The organism is Paraburkholderia sp. HC6.4b, from assembly GCF_014200875.1.
GTDB classification, from domain to species: domain Bacteria; phylum Pseudomonadota; class Gammaproteobacteria; order Burkholderiales; family Burkholderiaceae; genus Paraburkholderia; species Paraburkholderia tuberum.
Genome location: NZ_JACHDC010000011.1, coordinates 131,356 through 150,924 on the forward strand (window position 1 = coordinate 131,356; position 19,569 = coordinate 150,924).

Consider the following 19,569-nt stretch of genomic DNA (forward strand, 5'->3'; position numbering starts at 1 on the left):
GGTTGCAATGAAACAGATATTTCGCCTGGAACTGGCCGAAGCGCGCGAAATGATCCGCGCGGCCATCGGCCGGGCGCAGCAGATCGACGTGCTCGAATCGGTCTGCATCGTCGACGAGGGCGGCTATCCGCTCGCGCTCGAACGGATGGACGGCGCGCGCATCACTGGGCCGCAGATTGCGTGGAACAAGGCGTTCACGGCAGCCGGCCACAAGCGCTCGACGCATCTGTTCACCCAGCGGCCCAACGGTCCCGCGTTGCCGGGCAACGAAGCGTTCGGCATTCAATGGAGCTTCGAGGGTAAGTTTGCGGCATTCGTCGGCGGCTTTCCTGTTGTCGTCGATGGCCAGGTGGTGGGTGGTGTGGGCCTGAGCGGCGGCAACGGCGAGCAGGACACGCAGTGCGGCCTCGCCGCTTTGCAGGGGCTGCACGATCTGCTCGCGGCGCAGGGGCATAGCGTGCTCGTGGAAGCCGACATCAAGAAATGACGCCACGGGCCGCCTGTGCATGCCGGCGGTCCTGTCGTTCGCATCGCATCGTCATGAGGTGGCGTCATGTCATACCGGATTCAGGTGCTCGAAACAGGAGCGTGCTTCAGCGCTGAGCGCGACGAATCGCTGCTCGCCGCCGCGCTACGCGCGGACGTGCCGCTTGCGCACGATTGTCAGTTCGGCGGTTGCGGCACGTGCCGCGTGAAAGTGCACGAGGGCACGCTCGACTACGAGGAGTTTCCGCTCGGACTCACCGAGGAGGAGGCGCAGGCGGGATTTGCGCTCGCGTGTCAGGCGCGGCCGCGCAGCGACATTGTGATCGGCGCGGGCCACACCGGTGCGCCGACATCGGAGCCGGCGCGTCATACGGTGCGCGTCGAGGCGGTACGCTTGCTGGCGCACGACGTCACGCACCTCACGCTCGCGCTTCCAGAGGATGCCGAAATGATTTACCGGCCCGGTCAGTACATGAACGTGATGCTCGAAAACGGTAGTCATCGCAGCTTCTCGATGGCATCCGCCGCGCGCGCGGGCGGCCTCGTCGACTTTCATGTGCGGAAGATCGCGGGCGGCCGGTTCACCGATCGTGTGGTGGCGCAGCTCAAACCGGGCGACCGCCTCGACGTGGAACTGCCGCTCGGCGGATTCCGACTGCACGAAGAGGACTATCGTCCGTTGCTGATGGTCGCGACCGGCACCGGCCTGGCGCCGGTGAAAGCGATGCTCGAATCGCTGATGGACGATCCCGATTGCCCGCCCGTCGCGCTGTACTGGGGCGCGAGAACGGCCGACGGCCTGTATCTGCATGACGAAATCGGCCGCTGGGCGGAGCGTCTCTACGAGTTCCGCTATGTGCCGGTGTTGTCGCGCGCGGACACAGCATGGAGCGGGCGGCGCGGCTATGTGCAGCATGCGGTGTGCGAGGACCATGCGGACCTGTCGGAGCACGCGGTCTATCTGTGCGGCTCGCCCGCGATGATCGCCGAGGCGAAGGCCGCTTTCATCGCGAAGGGCGCGAGCGTGGATCATCTGTACTCGGACAGCTTTACGTTCCAGCACGCCGCAGCGGCGCTCGTGTAGCGCGCGGCACGCGCGCCATCCAGTCATCAGATTCGCACAAGGAAGCATTCTCCATGATTCATCTGAACGACGCGCAGATCGATGCGCTCGTGGGTTTCGACGAAGCGATCCCGACGCTCGAGCAGGCGTTTCGCGCACTGTCGCGGGGACGCGCGGCGGTGCAGCGGCGCGTGCGCACCGAAGCGGGCGGCGTGAAGCTATCGACGCTCGGCGCCGTGTTGCCCGAAGCTGGCGTGACCGGCGCGAAGGTGTACACGACGATCAACGGCCGCTTCTTGTTCTCGATCGTGCTGTTTTCAACCGACGACGGCCGCCCGCTCGCCACGCTCGACGCGAACGCGCTCACGCGAATCCGCACGGCCGCGACCACGGTGCTCGCGGTGCGAGCGCTCGCGCGCGAAGATGCGCGCGCCGTCGCGATCTTCGGCACCGGCGTGCAGGGGCGCGCGCATGCGCAGGCGCTCGCCGCGCATACCGGTTTGCAGTCGTTCAGAATCGTCGGCCTCGATAACGTGGAGCAGGTCGTCGACGAACTCAACGCGCGTCACCGTGCGCGCGGCGTGAAGGCCACCGCAGGCGAAGCCGCCGAGGCGGTGCGTGATGCCGACGTGATCGTCACCGCGACGCGCGCGACCGGTGCGCTGTTCGATGGCGCGACGCTTGCGCCCGGTGCGATGGTCGCGGCCATCGGGTCGAGCCTGCCCTACACGCGCGAGCTCGACGACACGACGCTCGCGCGCGCGTCGCGCATCGTGGTTGAACTGCATGAACAGGCAAGGGAAGAGGCCGGCGACCTGGTGCAGGCCGCGCCCGGCACGTTCGACTGGCGCAACGTAGTCGAACTCGGCGACGTGCTGGAAGGGCGCGCCAACGCACGCGTGCGGTCCGAGGACATCGTCGTCTACAAGGCGGTCGGCATCGGCTTGCAGGACGTTGCGCTCGCCGGGCTCGCGTGGCGCAAGCATGTCGCTCGCGAAGCGGCCGCACAGCGCGCCTGAACGCCGATGAGCAACGGCACGCCACCCGGCGCCATACCGCACGGCACATCGCCGCCCAACACGGCCCGCTCGTTCCGTCAGTCGCTCTTTGCGATGCTTGGCTTGTCGAGCGTCGTGATGATGGTCGCGATCGATCAGACCGTGGTCGGCACCGCGTTGCCTACCATCGTCGCCGAGCTGAAAGGCTTTAATCTCTATGCGTGGGTCGCGACTGCGTATCTGCTCGCCTCGGTCATCACGGTGCCGATCTTCGGGCGGCTCGGTGACTGGTTCGGACGCAAGCCGTTGATCGTGATCGCGATCGTCGTGTTCACGGCCGCGTCGGTGCTGTGCGGTGCCGCGCACAGCATGCAGGCGCTGGTGCTGTTTCGCGCGTTGCAAGGGATCGGTGGCGGCATGCTGGTGGGCACCTGCTTCGCGTCGATTCCCGATCTGTTTCCCGATCCCGTCGTGCGTCTGCGCTGGCAGGTGCTGTTTTCGAGCGCGTTCGGCGTCGCGAATGCGGTAGGGCCTTCGCTGGGCGGCTTTCTGAGCGAGCACTACGGCTGGCGCTCCGCGTTTCTCGTCAACCTTCCGGTCGGCGTGCTCAGTCTTTATCTGACTGCCCGACATCTACCGAACATTCGCCATCAACTGCGCGGCAAGCTGAGCCCGGACTGGCGCGGCGCATTGTTGATCGCAGCCGGACTCGGTGCGTTGCAACTGCTCGTCGAATCGCTCGCGCACCAGACGCTGAAGGTTTCGACGATCGCGTTCGGCGTGGTGGCATTGAGCGCGGGCGCGCTGCTCGTGCGCGAGGAACTGCGCGCGGCCGATCCGATTCTGCCGCCGGCGTTGCTGCGCGAGCGGGCCATCATCGCGTTGCTCGCGTTGTCGATGCTGATGGGCTTGGCGATGTTCGCGCTGCTGTTCTATGTGCCGTTGCTGCTGCAAGGCGGCATGGGTCTCAACGCGGATCGCGCCGGCGTGATGGTGACGCCGCTCGTGCTATGCATCACCGTCGGCACGATCGCGAATACGCGCGTCGTCACGCGTCTGCGTAAGCCCAACGTGCTGCTGTACGTCGGCTTCGCGTTGCTGGGCGTGGCGTGTTGGGGCGTCGCGGCCGAACGCATGGAGACCGGTCATGCGTTGATGGCCGCATTGACTGCGGGCGGCGTCGGGATCGGTCTCGTGATGCCGAATCTGACCGTGTTTGCGCAGCAGGTGGCGGGCAAGCGTCAGCTTGGCATTGCGACCGCTATGATCCAGTCGGCGCGGATGGTGGGCGGCATGATTGGAACGGCCGTGGTCGGCACAATCGTGCACGTGCTGTATCGCCAACGGGTGGCCGATGTTTTGCAAGGGCACGGTATCGATACGGACGCGCCGTGGGTTGCGCCCGCCGCGCACAGCCCGCAAGTACTGCTGACGTCTCGCGACGTCGCGAGCTTCATTCGCGATGCCCGCGCGGCGGGGTTCGACGGCGACGCGCTGATCGCCGCGGCGCGCGTCGCGCTCGTGCAGGCCATCGACCACGCGTTGCTCGCGGTGAGCGCGGCAATGGTGCTCGCATGCCTCGCCGTGTCGCTCGTGCCGCTGATTCGCGTGCAGCGATTGGGACGCGAGGTCGCGTCAGTCGCAGTAAGCGAATGAGCGCTGGTGCGGGTCAAAGCTGTTTGCAATAGAACGTCGTGGCGCACAACGCGCCGTCGGGCATCAGCGCGTAATTCGGCACGCTGCCGACGCGTTGCCATCCGGCGCGCTGATAAAGCCGTTCGGCATCGCCGCCGGTTACGGTGTCGAGCACGAGAACCGATTTCTTCTCTTCCCGCGCGATGCGATCGAGTTCGCTCATCAGAGCGTGCGCGACGCCGCGCCGGCGTGCTTTTCTGTGCACGAGCATCTTCGCGACGTCGGCGCGATGTGGCTGATTTTCGGGTTGCGCGGTAATCAGCTGCACGGTGCCCACGATATCGCCGCTGTGATCTTCGGCGATCAGCAATACGCGCTCGCCACGCGCGACGCTCTCCACGACGTTGCGCCAGAACGCGAGCGCCGTGTTACGCGAGATCGGCAGCATGAAGCTGACCGATGCTCCGCCTTCCACGCAGTCGATCAGCACGTCGGCGAGCGCTTCGACGCAGGCCGAAGCTCCGTTCGCGCCGACGCGCCGTATGGTCACGTTATCGCTCATCCGTTTCTCCGTTCGTTGACTGGCGATGTGGTCAGCGCGACGAGATAGCGCGCGCGTTTGCGGGTGGGGTTACGGAACACGATCGGGCTGTCGAGCCGCATTGCCAGGCAGTCACCGGTCTTGAGCCGCCAGTTGGTGTCGCCGACCGTGATTTCCATCGACCCGTCGAGCATCCACACCTGTTGATGAATGTCCGCGTCGCGCGCGCCGGTTTCGTAACTGACGCGCTGACCGGCGGGAAAGTTGACCTCGACCAACTGGATCGCCGAGCGCGCGGTCGGCGACAGATGACGTCGCACATACCCCGAGCTCGGATCGGTCCACACCGCCTGCTCGGTCGCGCGACTGACCGGCGATGGCTCGGCAGCCGGCGCGCCATCCTGCTCGAATAGCGACGCGAGCGGCACGTTCAACGCGGTCGCGAGTTTGTCAAGCACGGTCGCGGTAGGGCTGCTCTGAGCGCGCTCGATCAGCGAGATATTCGAGCGGCTGACTTTGCTGCGCTCGGCCAGTGCATCGAGCGACCAATTTTGAGCGTCGCGCAGTTCTTTGATCCGGCGCGCGATCTGGGCGTTGATGTCCATGTAATCCAGTTTAAGGGATGCGGTTTCCAGTAAACTAGACGGCGGCTTTTTTGTTGTCAATGCGCAAATGCCCACTCACCAATTTGAATAAAAACCCCCACAAAATTGCCGACTCTTTATTCGTTTTGATTCGCTAACTTTCAATTAGCCTGTGTCGGAAAAGCCTTACGCCCCATTACGCATAAAATTACACGTATTGGTATAAATACCGATGCTGTAGTGAGACTACATTCCTACATTATTCACCACGAAGAGTCGCTACAGCCCATCCAGTTGCGCCGATTCTTCTTCCCACAGGCAAACGTTTGCAGTCATCGCTGCATGCCTGTTTTCGCGTCCGCTTCCCACCCCCGACGCGCTCCGTTGCCCCAGAAAAGCACAATTTCGGAGAGACACCTATGCAGAAGAAACTATGGCCGGCCGTCGCGATAGCGGCGGCCGTGAGCGCCGCTGCGCACGCGGAAATACCCACTCCTGGTCTCGACTTCGCGCCCATGTCGACGGTGCTGAACGCGTTCGCGTCGGCCGCGGCGCATCGGCGCGCGGAAACGCTCGTCAACCAGATGACGATCGACGAAAAGCTGCAGTTCATTCACTCGGAGTACGCGATGTCCGCCGTGCCGGGCGGCGGCGCGGGCTACATTCAGGGCGTGCCGCGTCTCGGCATTCCCGACCTGAACATGGTCGACTCGGCCACGGGTTCGGGCAGCACCAACCAGCCATCGACGACCTTCCCGGCGACGCTCGCGGTAGCGGCGAGCTGGGACCGCGCGCTGTCGTGGAACTTCGGCAAGCAGATCGCGATCCAGTTGCGTCAGCAGGGCTTCGGCATGGGGCTCGGCGGTGGCACCAACCTCGCGCGTGAGCCACGCGGTGGCCGGCTCTTCGAGTATCTCGGCGAAGATCCGGTGCTTGCCGGCGAGATGCTCGCCGAGCGCACCGACGGCACGCAAAGCCAGAAGGTCATCGCGACGATCAAGCACTACATGGGCAACGAGCAGGAACATAACCGCGGCGGCGGCAATAGCCAGATCGACGAGCGCACGATGCGCGAGCTCTATCTGCTGCCGTTCGAAATCGCCGCGCGCCGCGCGCAGCCCGGCAGCGTGATGTGCAGCTACAACGAGGTCAACGGCATCCAGGCCTGCGAGAACCCGCACATTCTCAACGACGTGCTGAAGAACGACTGGCACTTCGAAGGTCAGGTGCAGTCGGACTGGGGCGCGACGCATAGCACGGCACCGGCGATCAATGCGGGTCTCGACGAGGAGGAAGACGTCGGTTCGACCGTCTATCTGACGCCCACGCTGGTCAAACAGGCGATCGCGAACGGCTCGGTGTCGACCGCGCGCCTCGACGACATGGTCGAGCGCAAGCTGTATGTGATGATCCGCACGGGCGTGATGGACGATCCGCCGAAGGGTGGCGCGACCATCGACTTCTCGGCCGCGAGAGCCTTCACGCAGTCGGTCGAAGAGCAGTCGATGGTACTGCTGAAGAACGCCAGCAATCAGTTGCCGCTCGCCGCTGGTTCGCTGTCGCGTATCGCGGTGATCGGCGGCCATGCCGACGCGGCGGTGCTGACGGGCGGCGGTTCAGGCAACACGCGCGATCCGGTGACGGGCGCGTTCGCCGGTTGCGGCGGCTTGACGTTCGGCACGGAGACGGGCTGCAGCTGGTGGACCAACCCGTGGCTGAAGCTGAATACGCCGATCGTGTCGGCGATCAAGGCGCTCGCGCCGCAGGCCACCGTGACCTTCGCCGGCAACAGCGATCAGCAGTCGCCGTTTGCCGCCTACACGCAGCAGCAGATCACCCAGGCGGCCACGCTGGCGGCCAACTCCGACGTCGCGATCGTCGTGGTCGCGCAGCCGGCCGGTGAGGATATCGGCGATCTGCCGAGCCTGGGCCTCGCGAATCCGACCAACCAGGATGCACTCGTCGAAGCGGTTGCGGCGGCCAATCCGCACACGATCGTCGTCGTCGAAAGCGGCAACCCGGTGCTGATGCCGTGGAAGGATAGCGTGTCGGCGATCATCGAAGCATGGTATCCGGGCGAAGGCGGCGGCAATGCGATTGCGAATGTGCTGTTCGGCAAGGTCAATCCTTCCGGCAAGCTGCCCGTCACGTTCCCGGTGCGCGACCAGGATACGCCGACGTGGGGCACGAATGGCGCGTTTGCGGCGAACCCGGTGTACGCCGAGAAGCTCGATATGGGCTATCGCTGGTACGACTCGCAGAACATCACGCCGATGTTCGAGTTTGGCTATGGCCTGTCGTACACGCACTTCGCCTACTCGGGTCTGTCGGTTCAGCATCTGCCGGGCGGCCTGATCGACGTGTCGTTCAACGTGCGTAACGATGGTCGCGTCGCCGGTGCGGAAGTGCCGCAGGTGTACCTCGGCGTGCCGTATCAGGGTGAACCGCCGCGGCGTCTCGTCGGCTGGGACAAGGTGGGTCTGAACCCGGGCGAATCGCGTCGTGTGCACGTTGTCGTGACGCAGCGCATGCAGAGCGTGTGGGATACGACGAGCAACCGTTGGCTCTATGTGCCGGGCAGCTCGGTGTACGTCGGCGCATCGTCGCGCGACATCCGTCTGCAGGGGCACGGCTAAATAGTGTGACGGTGTAGTTAATGCGGGCGCGCCAGGTTGCGCGCCCGCCTGAATTGTCGATTACGCTTTCAGCGTGTTCTTGTAGAACTTTCCATCCTTCATCACGATGCGCAGGTTCTGCTCCGGGTTCGCGATCAGGTCGAGATTCTCGAGCGGATTGCCGTCGACGAGCAGCAGATCGGCGTACGCACCTTCCTCGAGTACACCGAGCTTGCGCGGGTACGGATTGCGGTGCCCGGACAGCGCGAGTAGCTGGCCATTGGTGCCCGTTGCGATGCCCAATGCTTCGGCTGCGCCATACCACGCCTTCATATGCGTGAGCATCGTGCCTTGCCGCGCGGCCACGGCCTGCGAAAAGATCAGGTCCGTTCCGAACGCGACCTTGATGCCATGCTTGCGCGCGAGTTTGAAAACCCTGTCCGTGCCCGCGATCACCTGAAGAAATTTTTCGCGGATCGGTGGGGCGAGCGGACCCGCGTCGTCTTCGTTGACGAACGGCTGCGTGCTCAACCACGTGCCGTTCTTCGCCATCAACGCCGCAGTCCTGTCGTCCATCAGATGACCGTGCTCGATGCACTGCACGCCTGCCGCAACGGAGCGCTGAACCGCTTCGGGCGTGTACGCATGCGAGAGGACATAGGTGCCCCAGTCGGCCGCTGTTTCGACGGCCGCGCGCAACTGCTTTTCGGTAAACGTGAGCATGTCGAGCGGGCTGCGCGGCGTCGATACCCCACCGGCTCCGACCAGCTTGATCTGCGTCGCGCCCTGAATGAACTGCTCGCGCACCCGCAAGCGGACTTCGTCTTCGCTGTCGGCGATCGCGAAGCCACCGTCCCGTTCCAGTTGGGTGACCTGGTTGCCGGCGCGCGGCAGATCGCTCAGCGCACGAAAATCGCCGTGACCGCCGGTGGTCGTGATCATCGCGCCGGACGGATAGATTCGCGGCCCGGAAATCATGCCGCTATCGATTGCCTGCTTCAGCGCGAATGACGGGCCGCCCGCGTCGCGTATCGTCGTGAAGCCGCGCAGTAGCGTACGTTCGGCTTCAGCGCTTGCCGCAAGATGGACGAAAGCAATGTCGGATTGAAGGATGACCTGAATCGGCACTGCCGCGAGCAGAGCGTGCCAGTGCATGTCGATCATGCCGGGCATCATCACCTTGCCATCGCAATCGACGAGCGTTTTGCCGTCGATCGAAGCCGGTTGACCCCGACCCAACTGGCTGATGCTGTCACCCTCGACAACCATATAGAGGCCGTCACGCAACGTCGACGATTTGCCGTCGAACAAGCGGAAGTTCGTGAACAGCACCGGCTTGTCCGGCGGTGCTGGCGGTTGGGTGGTTTGAGCATTGCCAAGACCGGGCAGAACCAGGCTCAGCATCGAAGCGGCGAGACCGGTGACGAAGCCGCGCCGCGACAGATCGGCACTGATACGGCGGTTGGCATACTGCGCTTGAGACTTGTCACAAAGACATGAAAACGACGAACTGACTGTTTTATCGCCGATGTACTTTCCTGAAGGCATAGCTCACCCGTAACGTAGATCACCGTGCATCGAAAGCCGCCATCTGACTACATTTCACACCTGGCGACGCGAAAGTCAAGCCCGCACAGATTATCGCCTACGAACGAGGATGGCAAATTCCGCGTCGCTTGATACAAGCATTGAAATTGCATCTATTACTCGATTACGCGGCTGCAGCATGTAATTAGAAAAATATGCTTGCGACGGGCGAAAAGAACGGGCTATGCTCACGCCACGTATTCTGTAAGTGAATCCCCCGAAATAAGGCGCGATTCCCTACCCTGCTTGGGGGGATGTGCCAAACAAACGCCCTAAAAAAGCGGATGCATCGGCTATTACAAACGTATTTTCTATCATCGCGATTATCGAGCGAGGCGATCGGTCATTCTTTTAACGCCGCTGCAATTAGAAACTCAACTATTTCACAATTTCGCCGCCACTCCATGAATGCCGGGATCGGAAAAGTCGCATTCAGTCTTTTTTAATTTTTTCACGGAGAAACAGAAATGATCGATGTGTCAAAGCCGCGTATGCTCAAGGTGCTGGCGGGGGCTGGCTTGTCGCTGTTTGCCGTTACCGCGATGGCCGACGATACGCTCGGTTTGTCGGAAAGCCTGTTCTCCATCGGCGCGCCGGAAGTGACGCAGGCGCCTGGCGCGGGTGCGAGCCCGTGGCGCTTCGCGGTTGGCGCAGGGGTCGTGAACATGCCGAAATTTCCGGGCGCGAGTGGCACGAAATGGGAGGCGGTGCCGTCGGTGAGCGTGAATTACGACCGCTTCTTTATCGGCGCGAATCCAGACGCGGGCTCGGTGCTATCGCTGGGCGCATATCTGTATCGTGATAGTAACTGGCGCGTCGGCGCGGCGTTGACCTACGATTTCATCGAACCGCGCAGCGAGTCCGACGACTCGCGGCTGCACGGACTCGGCGACGTCAAACGCACCGCGCATGCGGAGCTGTTCGGTGTTTATACGTGGGAGTTCGTCACGGCGCGCGCGAGCGTTTTGACCGATATTGCCGGCAACGATCGCGGCACCGTCGCGACTTTCGATCTGTTGGGACGCTATCAACCCATTGCGCGACTGACGCTCAGCGCAGGCCCGGGCCTGACGTGGGGAAGCGACAAGTACAACGAAACCTATTTTGGCGTGAATTCCGAGCAGAGCGCGCGCTCGGGATTGCCGACCTACTCGGCCAGCTCCGGTTTGAACCAGTTGCGCTTCTCAGTCAACGGGGTTTACCGGATCGCAACGCGTTGGAACGTTGGCGCGAGCGTGTCGTTCGCGTGGCTGCGCGGCGACGCGACCGACAGCCCCATCACCGAAAAGACGAGTCAGATTACGTACGGCCTTTTCGCCAATTACCTCTTTTAGTCGTCTGCCAAAAACGAAGGCCCGCTGCACCCGATCGCGTGGGTGCAGCGGGCTTTCCTGTTCTACGAGTCAGCAAGCGCTTCGTCAATTCTTCTGCGCGAGCAGCGCCTGAATCCTGGCCTCGGTCTGCGCATAGGCGCCTTCTCCAAAGTGCGTGTAGACGATATGACCTTGCTTGTCGATCAGATAGAACGCGGGCCAGTACTGATTGTTATAGGCATTCCAGGTGGCGTACTGGTTGTCCTGCGCAACCGGATAGCTGATACCGAGCCGTTTCAGCGCGGTCTTCACGTTGCCGGTGTCGCGTTCGAACGGATATTCCGGCGTATGCACGCCGATCACCGTGAGCCCCTGATCCTTGTACTTCTGGTTCCAGCTTTTTACGTAAGGCAGCGTGTTGGCGCAATTGATGCAGCTATAGGTCCAGAAGTCGACGAGTACCACTTTGCCGCGCAATTGCTGCAATTTGAGCGGCTCGCTATTGAGCCATTGCGTGATGCCTGTGAGCTCGGGTGCGGGCGAGCCGCTTTCCGGCGGCGCGGCGATGGCGACCGTACTCGTCGCGATCAACGCGCAGGCGGCAAACGCGGTGGACAGTGCGAAGGTTTTCAAGCGGGTAGTCATGTCAAAGTCCTTTGAGTGAGGGGAAAAGACCGGCGAGCCGCGCGTACAGCAGCACGTCGTACTGCAAATAGATGGCGAGGGCGGTCAGCATCACCAGTACGCCGAATACCTGTTGCAGGCGCTCCGCGTGACGTGAGACCACACGTACATGACGCGTCACGTAATGGCCGCCGTAGATGATCGCGAGCATCGGAATCGCCGCGCCGATCGCATACAGCGTGAGCAGCAGAGCCGACCAACCGAGATCCTGAGCCTTCACGACGAGCACCAGAATCGACGCGAGCACGGGGCCGGCGCAGGGCGTCCATACCGCGCCGAGCGACATGCCGAGCACGAAGCCGCCCGCGTTGCCGCTGCCGGGTTGCGTAGCTGGCGCAATGGCCGCGCCGATGCGCTCGAGCGGCCCTTGCAGTTGCGCGACGAGCCAGTCGTAAGGTCGCGGCCAGATACGCAGAAGCCCGGACAGTGCGAGCAACGCGATGCCGGTATTGCGCAGTACCTGTTGCGCGACGTGCACGGTGCTCGACACCGCGCCCAATAGCAGCGCGAAAGACGCGAAAGTCAGAATGAAGCCGGCGACGATGAACAGTGGCCGCGTGCGGCTCGGTCGTTCGACGGAAGTGCCGAGCAGGATCGGCATCACCGGCAGCACGCAGGGAGAGGCGATCGTCAGCAGCCCGGCGAGCAGGGCGAGCGGAGTTTCGAGAGTACTGTGCATGATGGGCGTTCCGTTGGCTGGGATGGCCGTATTGGAACGCCCGCACGTATCTGGTTTATGTCGGGGACCGGGCGCGCTTGCAATGTAGTGTGTCTGCGTATGGCGCGGATACATTGCGACACAAATCGGTTGAGCAACCGATGCGCGCGGGGGCGGGGCGGCGGTAGCCGAACGCTGGCTCAGCGCGCCCTGCGCTTACGCACCGCGGTTCCCGTCGCGGCTGCGACGCTATTTGCGCTGGACGTGGAGAACATCGGCATACGCTCCTCGATCCAGCGCAGCAATTCGAGAGGTCCCGGTGCGAGCGGCCGGCCGGTCTTGACGAGCACACGCGCCTGCGCGCCGGAAAACAGCGGATGCGCGATCGGTATCGTCGTCAATTCGCCGCTCGCGATTTCGCGGTAGGCAGCGAATTCGCCGATCAGCGTCATGAAGTTGTCGACCGTGACGAAGCGCTTCAATGCGCTCAGTGAGTTGGTGGTCAGCGTCGCGGGAATCGACACGTTTTCGGCGAGTTCCGTCATCTTGACGACATGACCGATCCCAAAGGTCGGTGGCATCAACGCGAGCGGCCACGCGCGCAGGTCGTCGAGCGTCGCGGGTCGCTTGCGCTTCGCGAGCGGATGGTCGCTTCTTAGCAACAATACGACGGGCTGCGGCGAACTCGCGCGATGCTCGAGGCGCGCATGAGGCGGCGGATTGTACGCAAGCCCGATATGCGCACGACTTTCGGCGACTTCTTCCTGGATCGCGTCGACCGCGAGCATATCGAGGCCGATTTCGAGTTCTGGATATTGGACGCAGAATGGCGCGAGCACATCGTCGACCAGCGTATCGACGAAGCCTTCGCTGACCGCGAGCCGGATCTGCCCTCGCTGCAGGCCTTTCAACGCATGCAATTGATCTTCGAGCTTCTCCTGCTGCGAACGGTAGCCGCGCCAGAATTCGAGCAGATGCGTGGCCGCTTCGGTCGGCCTGACTCCGCGCGGCTGCCGCTCGAACAGCACCGCGCCGAGTTCGTCCTCGAGCAGCTTGATCTGCCGCGTGATCACGGAGGGTGACGTATTGATGCTTTCGGCGGCGCCGCGGATGGTGCCGTGCGTGAGCACCTCGTTGAAGTAGCGAAGGCGTTGCTGGTTGATCTCGCGCATGTGATTTGTCGATTGCGGTTAATGTGTTGCCCACAAGGCAACGATTTGTGAACTTAGTTGCTCTTGCTGATGAAGGCTTGCGCTGTCACTATCCATCTCAAGCGTCGCGACCGCGGTAAGCCAGTGGTTCAGTCGTCAAGGCATCTCCGGTTTCAGATTCGCTCTACCCGTCTCGTTCGATTCGTTTGAGATTGCCATTGAAGTCCGCTTTGCCTGCACGGCGCTCGCATGCGGCTGTGCGATATCACCCGCGAGCGGACCCGATCAATTCCATATCAAAGCCTTTGCTTGAAGGAGAACAGCCATGTCGGATCAGATCAATAATCGCCGCCGCCGCTTTCTCGGAACGGCGGTTGCCGGTATCAGCCTGCTCGAATTGGGACTGAGCGGGCTCGCGCATGCGCACTCGGCCGACGCGGCCGGCAATGCGAAAGCGGGCGCGCGCGTGGCGTCGTTCGAGAACATTCGCTCGATCAATGCGGGCACGCTGAACGTCAGCTACGCGGAAGCGGGGCCGCAGAACGGACCGGTGGTCATTCTGCTGCATGGCTGGCCTTACGACATCTACAGCTTTGCCGAAGTGACGCCGTTGCTGACGGCGGCCGGTTATCGCGTGATCGTGCCTTACCTGCGCGGCTACGGCGGCACGCGTTTTCTGTCGGCGGATACGCCGCGCAACGGTCAACAGGCGGTGGTCGCGGTCGACATCATCAACCTGATGGACGCGCTGAAAATCGACAAGGCCGTGCTCGGCGGCTTCGACTGGGGCGCGCGCACGGTGAACATCGTCGCCGCGCTGTGGCCGCAACGCGTGAAGGCGATGGTGTCGGTGAGCGGCTATCTGATCGGCAGCCAGGACGCGAACCGCGCGCCGTTGCCGCCGAAGGCCGAGCTGGCGTGGTGGTATCAGTTCTATTTCGCCACGGAGCGCGGCCGCGCGGGCTATGAAGCGAACCGTCATGACTTCAACAAGCTGATCTGGCATACCGCCTCGCCGAAATGGAATTTCGACGACGCCACGTTCGAGCGCTCCGCCGAATCGTTCAATAACCCGGACCATGTTGCCGTGGTGATTCACAACTATCGCTGGCGTCTGGGACTCGCGCAGGGCGAGCCGCAATACGACGAACTCGAAAAGCGCCTCGCCTCCGGACCGACGATCGCGGTGCCGACCATCACACTCGAAGGCGATGCGAACGGCGCCGCGCATCCCGAGCCCGCAGCATACGCGAAGAAGTTTACCGGCAAGTATCAGCACCGCAATATCAGCGGCGGCATCGGCCATAACCTGCCGCAGGAAGCGCCGAAAGCCTTTGCGGATGCGATTCTCGACGTCACCCGCCTTTGATGGAGCCGGCGCGCGCCGGCTTCTTCTGAACGGAACCCCAGCAGTCGAACGTACGGCTGCTGGGGTTTTTTCATGAGCGGGCCATTTGCAACCCACCTGCAACCCGCACGACGCATGCGACGCCGGCCCTGCTCGGCAGGTTCGGAAGTGGGTTTTTGTATCGCAATGTATCAACGGCATACGCAGACAAACACGCTTGCAGAAATGGGGGATGACGAAAACATTGCAGATACGTTGGAGCGTTCTAATGTCTTCACGCAAGGTTGATTCACGACGTTGCGTGTGAATCAGGCGGGACGTCACAGTGTATCTGCGTCGATGGCTTCGCGTCCCGCTCAATCCTTATCCCTGATGGTTCGATACCCGGAGAAGACTCATGAAACTCGTTCAATCGCTGATCGTCGCCGCACTCGTCGCCGTTCCCGTCGTTTCGTTCGCGCAATCGCAGCCGCAACAGGCACTCACACGTGCCGAAGTCCGCGCGGAACTGGTCCAGTTGGAAAAGGCCGGCTACAACCCGGCCAGCGACAACACGCAATACCCGCAGAACATCGAAGCGGCCGAGGCGCGCATCAGCGCGGGCCATGACGCGGCCGCCTACGGTGGCGTCGCGAACGGCAGTTCCGCTTCGGGCTCGCACGTGCCGATGAAGCGCGCGGCGGCGGATCGCGTGTACGACGGCTCCCACATCGTCGGCCTCGGTTCCATCTACGCGCATTCGTGATCGATGCAAATGAGCAGGCCGTCCGCGTGCATCGGCTCACGTCGACGCGCGGACTCCTGGTTTAACTCACCTGTCGAGACAAAAACGATGACCACGCTGCTGAAAAAAATTCTGGGTTCCGTTCTGTTGCTGGGCGGACTGTGCGCGTTGCAGGCCACGGAGTCCGCGCAGGCGGCGCCGTCCGATGACCTGAAGGGCAAGAACGTCGTTCTCGTACACGGCGCTTTCGCTGACGGGTCCAGTTGGGACAAAGTGATCCCATTGCTCGAAGCGCGCGGCCTGCACGTGGTGGCCGTGCAGAATCCGCTGAGCTCGCTCGCCGACGACGTGGCGGCAACCCGGCGCGTGATCGCGCAGCAGAACGGGCCTGTGATTCTGGTCGGCCATTCATGGGGCGGCGTGGTGGTCAGCGAGGCCGGCAACGACGACAAGGTGAAGAGCCTCGTGTACGTCGCGGCATTTGCGCCGGACAACAGTCAGTCCATTGCCGACATCACGAAGGACCAACCCGCGCCAGTCTGGGCGAGCGAATTGCGCAAGGACTCGGCGGGTTATCTGACGCTATCGACCAAGGCGGTGCTGGACGACTTCGCGCAGGATCTGCCGCTGCCGCAGAAGCGCCTGATCGCGGCGACCCAGCAGCCTTGGGCCGCTGGCTGTATCGACGACAAGGTGACGAACGCCGCGTGGCATGGCAAGCCGTCGTACTTCGTGGTGTCGGGCCGCGACCGCATGATCGATCCGTCCTTGCAACTGGAGATGGCGAAACACATCGACGCGAAGATCACGCGCGTCGCCACCAGTCACGTCGCGATGCTGAGCCAGCCGCAGGCCGTGGCCGACGCGATCATCGCCGCCTCGCGGGCCGCGCATTGAAGCGCGCGCAGTCTTGTCAATCAGATTGCGATTGACGGAATGCTCTTCATGCAGCGCAGCGCGAACATCGAGCGGCTATGGCGAATGCCTGCGATCTTGTTTTTGCTGATCGAGCAATGCGACATAGCCGCGGATATACCCTTCGTTTTCGAGGCTTCAGACAATGGAGATACGGCACGTTTGCGGCTTCACCAGTTCTGTCCCATCAGTACCTCGTCGAATGAAGCGCATTGGTCGGCCAATCATCAGTACCTTTTGCTGGGCAGTACTTTTGCGCTGATATTCGCGTTGGGCCTGGCATCGACGGCACTCTTCCCGCACCGTCTGCGTACGGTTCTACAGCGGCCGACGCGGCTGCGCATCGTGAACTGTCTGATGGGGGAGCTTGCTGGTAGGGATAGGCACGCTGGTGGCGACGGTACGCTGACCATGAAACGATCCGCATACCGCCGCCGCGGGAACAACGTCATCCTTATCGTCTGTACCGCGCGATATCAATGGAAAATGAGGTACAGGATGATCAATACGATCACTGGAACGCCGAGCAGCCAGCCAAGTAAGTAAGGCATGATGTCATCTCCTTTCGTATTGGAGTTCGAATACGCAGGAGTTTCAGCAGGCAGCGTGCCTGGCTCGAAGATGTCGATCTATTCGAGCAATCGAACGACGGCAACGCCGATGGTCCGCGTATCGGGCTTTAGCCATATCGATGCCATAGCCGATTCCGCACTCGCGCCGGTAATCGGCGCGACCTGATTGGCCAGTAACTTTTCCATCGAGTGCTTCGGCAACGACGAAAAAGCGAAGCCGCCACCTACCGGCACGCGACATCGCGCGGATAGACGGCGGCCCGCCTCATGTTCCAGTCCACTACGCGTGGTCTATATCACACCGGCAACCAGCAGAACGATCACCACGATCAGTACGATGCCGAGTCCACCGGTCGGACCATAGCCCCACGATCGGCTGTGTGGCCACGCTGGAAATGCGCCGATCAGCAGCAGAATCAGCACGATTAGAAGAATGGTTCCTAGCATGTTATGACCTCCGCCTGGTTGAGAGACCTGCTTTATCTACGTTGGCCACAAGGCCGCAGGGTAATCCCCAGGCAGCAAACCTTGTGCCCAAGGTCGATCCTTTAATCAGATCACCGGGGCGGCGCGCGGCGCGTGCGGAGATTCTCGAGCCAATTGAAAACGGCACCCGTCGCGCTCAAAAGCTGAGCCGGGTGCCGTTTTCCAATTGCGGACACGTCGCGCGTCCTATAGATAGGTTCCGCTGATGCGGCCTTCGAAGATCGCGGTGTTGATGTCCCAATCGTCGACGCTACCCGTGCCGCCACCGTCCACCTTGACGACTACCGAGCGGCCGCCGCGCAGCGTCTTCATCTGTTCGGCGCTCAGCGTTTTCTCGTCGGATGGCTCGCCCGCGCCGGGCGGCAGGTCTTTAATGATCACAGTGGCTTTCATGGCATTTCTCCTTGACGTGGAAAGGCGAGCACAGTGCGGCGCCCGCATCGATTTCTGCAAGGCCTATGCCAATGTGAGGGAACGTGCGCCGCAACATGGAGCGGGGGCCGCGATGCGAAGCCTGGCAAGGATCCGCGCGATAGCCGCGTTGAATCGCACTGAACACGATCGCGATTGCGCGTCGATGTGTTTGCGCGCGTCCCACGAGTCACGTGCGAATGGTTGGGGCGCAGCGCAGCGTCGCGCGTGGCGAACTCAGGCGTCCAACACTCAATCGCAAGCGCAAACAGAAACGGCACGCGCCATATGCGCGTGCCGTGATGGTGAAACGCCCCGGCGAGGAATGCTAGCGGCGCTGGCGTCTACGCGGCGAGGCTGCTTCCGCGATACGCAGATGCGCGGCCGGAAAGCCCGGCGGGTATTCGACGACTCGCATCGCGGCCGGCACCAGCGGCGCGGCGAGACTCGAGCGCGCGCCGACACGGGCGCCGCCGACGATCGCGGCCATCGCCTCGCGGTCCAGTTCGACGCTTTCGGTCAGATCCTTGATGCTCAGCTTGGCCATGATGGCTCCAGAAAAACGCTCCGGCGGCCAGACCCGTTCGGGTGCCGGCCGCCGTGCTCGGAATGTGTTCGGCGTGTCATTCGTTGTATTGAGGTCTCAACGCACTATCAGTATAGGAAATCCATTCGCGGCGCGCATGGCCGTGGTGTTGCCGCGGCAGTGAAGGAACCCCCAGTCCCCCGCTGCTGCCCCGGCTTACACGGCGGAGTAATTGGCGCCCGACAGGATAGGGTCGACTCTCAGCTTCAGCGGCAGCACGACGCCTGGGCCGATCGAACCGATGTCATTGAGCGCTGCGACGTTGACGATTTGCTGCTGAGCCAGATTCTGAGTGACGTTGACGTTGACGTTGACGTTGGCGAGGCCGGCAAGGCTGCCGAGACCACCAAGGCCCGAGGGCATGGGCACGTTGCTGCCGGTGCCGCCGGCGATCCCGGACATGGCCCGGCGGTCGAGTTCGCGCGTGCCGGACAGATCGCGAATCATGAGGGATGACATGGCGTTTCTCCAAAGACGTACGGAAAGCGGACATGAATGGCTCGCGGCGAAGCGGCCCGCGGCAGCGGGCGCCTCGCCGCGCCACGCACTATTAGTGGTTGCTGTTGCTCGAATTGATATACGGCGAGAAGTCCGACGTGATGCCGGTGGCGAGCGCAACGTCGTTGCCGTTGGTGTTCTGGAAGTTCAGTTCGTTACTGATCAGTTGCGTGGTGGTGGTGTTCTTGACGCTGGTCGGCGCATAGACCGGGGCGAAGCTGTAGTACTTGCTCGGGCCGAAGCCGCCGCGTACGGCTTGCATGGCTTTGCTGTCGAGTTGTTCGGTGACGGACAGGTCTTTGATCATCAGCGTTTTCATGGTGAGTCTCCTGAAAGAAGTTTTCGCAGTGTTGCGAGTGGTTTCGAGCAATTCGTTTGCTCGGACATCACTAATGCACAGGCTGTGCCAGTATTAATCAAGGATCCTGAGGAAATCGGCGCAGCCCTGTCGTATAAGGGTTTTGCGCGTGGAGGGACCACCGTGCCGGTCAGCTCGAAGCACGCTGACGCGCTCGGAGCGGTGGCCGCCGTCCGACATCGCGGCGGACCCTGTTGGATGGCGCACGACATTGCGCGAGCCAGCACGCGGCGCGGCGCGCGGCTCATGCCTGGTTTGCCTGGTTTGCGAAAGCGCGGACCGGGAGCTAGTATCGAAACGGCACATGTAACTGGATACGACAGGTTTTCTATCGACCCGCGTGGCGTCGGTCGCAT

Annotated in this window: 21 protein-coding genes and 1 pseudogene; 10 read left to right on the top strand and 12 right to left on the bottom strand. The window is 62.6% G+C overall.

Annotation, left to right across the window (positions count from 1 at the left end):
* The first annotated feature begins 7 nt into the window (after positions 1-7).
* The 4 genes from HDG34_RS18310 (at position 8) to HDG34_RS18325 (ending at position 4,203) form a co-directional block, all read left to right on the top strand.
* Positions 8-487 carry a heme-binding protein gene (locus tag HDG34_RS18310; RefSeq protein ID WP_184061585.1) on the top strand — a complete coding sequence of 160 codons (480 nt, stop codon included), beginning with the start codon at positions 8-10 and terminating at the stop codon, positions 485-487.
* Between the two features lie 66 nt (positions 488-553).
* A complete protein-coding gene (locus HDG34_RS18315; protein ID WP_184061586.1) occupies positions 554-1,570 on the top strand; it encodes a 2Fe-2S iron-sulfur cluster-binding protein in 1,017 nt (338 codons plus the stop codon).
* Positions 1,571-1,623: 53 nt separating this feature from the next.
* The gene (locus HDG34_RS18320; protein WP_184061587.1) at positions 1,624-2,568 is read left to right on the top strand and encodes an ornithine cyclodeaminase family protein; all 945 of its coding nucleotides are present in this window, start codon (positions 1,624-1,626) and stop codon (positions 2,566-2,568) included.
* Between the two features lie 6 nt (positions 2,569-2,574).
* The gene (locus HDG34_RS18325) at positions 2,575-4,203 is read left to right on the top strand and encodes an MFS transporter (protein ID WP_260321211.1); all 1,629 of its coding nucleotides are present in this window, start codon (positions 2,575-2,577) and stop codon (positions 4,201-4,203) included.
* Positions 4,204-4,216: 13 nt separating this feature from the next.
* On the opposite strand, the gene HDG34_RS18330 is transcribed toward HDG34_RS18325, so the two are convergent.
* Together HDG34_RS18330 and HDG34_RS18335 are read right to left on the bottom strand one after the other, a co-directional pair.
* On the bottom strand, positions 4,217-4,744 hold the full coding sequence (locus HDG34_RS18330) for a GNAT family N-acetyltransferase (RefSeq protein ID WP_184061588.1): 528 nt from the start codon (positions 4,742-4,744) through the stop codon (positions 4,217-4,219).
* The gene (locus HDG34_RS18335; RefSeq protein ID WP_184061589.1) at positions 4,741-5,328 is read right to left on the bottom strand and encodes a helix-turn-helix domain-containing protein; all 588 of its coding nucleotides are present in this window, start codon (positions 5,326-5,328) and stop codon (positions 4,741-4,743) included. Before HDG34_RS18335 ends, HDG34_RS18330 begins: the two co-directional genes overlap by 4 nt.
* A 398-nt stretch (positions 5,329-5,726) precedes the next feature.
* On the opposite strand from HDG34_RS18335, the gene HDG34_RS18340 reads away from it, so the two are divergent.
* Positions 5,727-7,943 carry a beta-glucosidase gene (locus tag HDG34_RS18340; protein ID WP_184061590.1) on the top strand — a complete coding sequence of 739 codons (2,217 nt, stop codon included), beginning with the start codon at positions 5,727-5,729 and terminating at the stop codon, positions 7,941-7,943.
* 60 nt (positions 7,944-8,003) lie between these two features.
* Here HDG34_RS18340 and HDG34_RS18345 read toward each other — a convergent pair whose 3' ends face one another.
* Positions 8,004-9,326: an amidohydrolase family protein gene (locus tag HDG34_RS18345; RefSeq protein WP_184061678.1), complete on the bottom strand. Its 1,323-nt coding sequence runs from the start codon at positions 9,324-9,326 to the stop codon at positions 8,004-8,006.
* A 650-nt stretch (positions 9,327-9,976) separates the two neighbouring features.
* Here HDG34_RS18345 and HDG34_RS18350 point away from each other — a divergent pair.
* Positions 9,977-10,843: a MipA/OmpV family protein gene (locus HDG34_RS18350; protein WP_184061591.1), complete on the top strand. Its 867-nt coding sequence runs from the start codon at positions 9,977-9,979 to the stop codon at positions 10,841-10,843.
* A gap of 84 nt (positions 10,844-10,927) precedes the next feature.
* On the opposite strand, the gene HDG34_RS18355 is transcribed toward HDG34_RS18350, so the two are convergent.
* From HDG34_RS18355 to HDG34_RS18365, 3 genes are all read right to left on the bottom strand, one after another.
* On the bottom strand, positions 10,928-11,467 hold the full coding sequence (locus HDG34_RS18355; RefSeq protein ID WP_184061592.1) for a thioredoxin family protein: 540 nt from the start codon (positions 11,465-11,467) through the stop codon (positions 10,928-10,930).
* Between the two features lies 1 nt (position 11,468).
* The gene (locus HDG34_RS18360; RefSeq protein ID WP_090807599.1) at positions 11,469-12,185 is read right to left on the bottom strand and encodes a cytochrome c biogenesis CcdA family protein; all 717 of its coding nucleotides are present in this window, start codon (positions 12,183-12,185) and stop codon (positions 11,469-11,471) included.
* A gap of 179 nt (positions 12,186-12,364) precedes the next feature.
* Positions 12,365-13,336 carry a LysR family transcriptional regulator gene (locus HDG34_RS18365; RefSeq protein ID WP_090807598.1) on the bottom strand — a complete coding sequence of 324 codons (972 nt, stop codon included), beginning with the start codon at positions 13,334-13,336 and terminating at the stop codon, positions 12,365-12,367.
* 304 nt (positions 13,337-13,640) lie between these two features.
* On the opposite strand from HDG34_RS18365, the gene HDG34_RS18370 reads away from it, so the two are divergent.
* The 3 genes from HDG34_RS18370 to HDG34_RS18380 all read left to right on the top strand — a co-directional run bounded on the left by HDG34_RS18370 (position 13,641) and on the right by HDG34_RS18380 (position 16,284).
* A complete protein-coding gene (locus HDG34_RS18370; protein ID WP_184061593.1) occupies positions 13,641-14,684 on the top strand; it encodes an alpha/beta fold hydrolase in 1,044 nt (347 codons plus the stop codon).
* 376 nt (positions 14,685-15,060) lie between these two features.
* Positions 15,061-15,408 carry a DUF4148 domain-containing protein gene (locus HDG34_RS18375; protein ID WP_184061594.1) on the top strand — a complete coding sequence of 116 codons (348 nt, stop codon included), beginning with the start codon at positions 15,061-15,063 and terminating at the stop codon, positions 15,406-15,408.
* An 87-nt stretch (positions 15,409-15,495) separates the two neighbouring features.
* Positions 15,496-16,284: an alpha/beta fold hydrolase gene (locus tag HDG34_RS18380; RefSeq protein WP_184061595.1), complete on the top strand. Its 789-nt coding sequence runs from the start codon at positions 15,496-15,498 to the stop codon at positions 16,282-16,284.
* 20 nt (positions 16,285-16,304) lie between these two features.
* On the opposite strand, the pseudogene HDG34_RS40165 reads toward HDG34_RS18380, so the two are convergent.
* Positions 16,305-16,382 (bottom strand): annotated as a pseudogene (locus tag HDG34_RS40165) (AsnC family transcriptional regulator); the annotation flags it as partial.
* A 469-nt stretch (positions 16,383-16,851) separates the two neighbouring features.
* Between HDG34_RS40165 and HDG34_RS18390 the strand changes: the two are divergent.
* Positions 16,852-17,040 carry a hypothetical protein gene (locus HDG34_RS18390; RefSeq protein WP_184061596.1) on the top strand — a complete coding sequence of 63 codons (189 nt, stop codon included), beginning with the start codon at positions 16,852-16,854 and terminating at the stop codon, positions 17,038-17,040.
* A gap of 125 nt (positions 17,041-17,165) precedes the next feature.
* On the opposite strand, the gene HDG34_RS18395 is transcribed toward HDG34_RS18390, so the two are convergent.
* The 5 genes from HDG34_RS18395 to HDG34_RS18415 form a co-directional block, all read right to left on the bottom strand.
* Positions 17,166-17,321, bottom strand: a complete 156-nt coding sequence (locus HDG34_RS18395; protein ID WP_018423731.1) for a DUF3309 family protein — start codon at positions 17,319-17,321, stop codon at positions 17,166-17,168.
* Between the two features lie 225 nt (positions 17,322-17,546).
* The gene (locus tag HDG34_RS18400; RefSeq protein WP_184061597.1) at positions 17,547-17,753 is read right to left on the bottom strand and encodes a hypothetical protein; all 207 of its coding nucleotides are present in this window, start codon (positions 17,751-17,753) and stop codon (positions 17,547-17,549) included.
* Positions 17,754-18,099: 346 nt separating this feature from the next.
* A complete protein-coding gene (locus tag HDG34_RS18405) occupies positions 18,100-18,318 on the bottom strand; it encodes a hypothetical protein (protein ID WP_184005151.1) in 219 nt (72 codons plus the stop codon).
* Between the two features lie 195 nt (positions 18,319-18,513).
* Positions 18,514-18,816, bottom strand: coding sequence for a hypothetical protein (locus HDG34_RS18410; protein ID WP_184061598.1), 303 nt, complete (start codon positions 18,814-18,816; stop codon positions 18,514-18,516).
* Between the two features lie 91 nt (positions 18,817-18,907).
* Positions 18,908-19,174 (bottom strand): hypothetical protein, encoded by a 267-nt coding sequence (locus HDG34_RS18415; RefSeq protein WP_184061599.1) that lies wholly within the window; start codon positions 19,172-19,174, stop codon positions 18,908-18,910.
* Between the last annotated feature and the right edge of the window lie 395 nt (positions 19,175-19,569).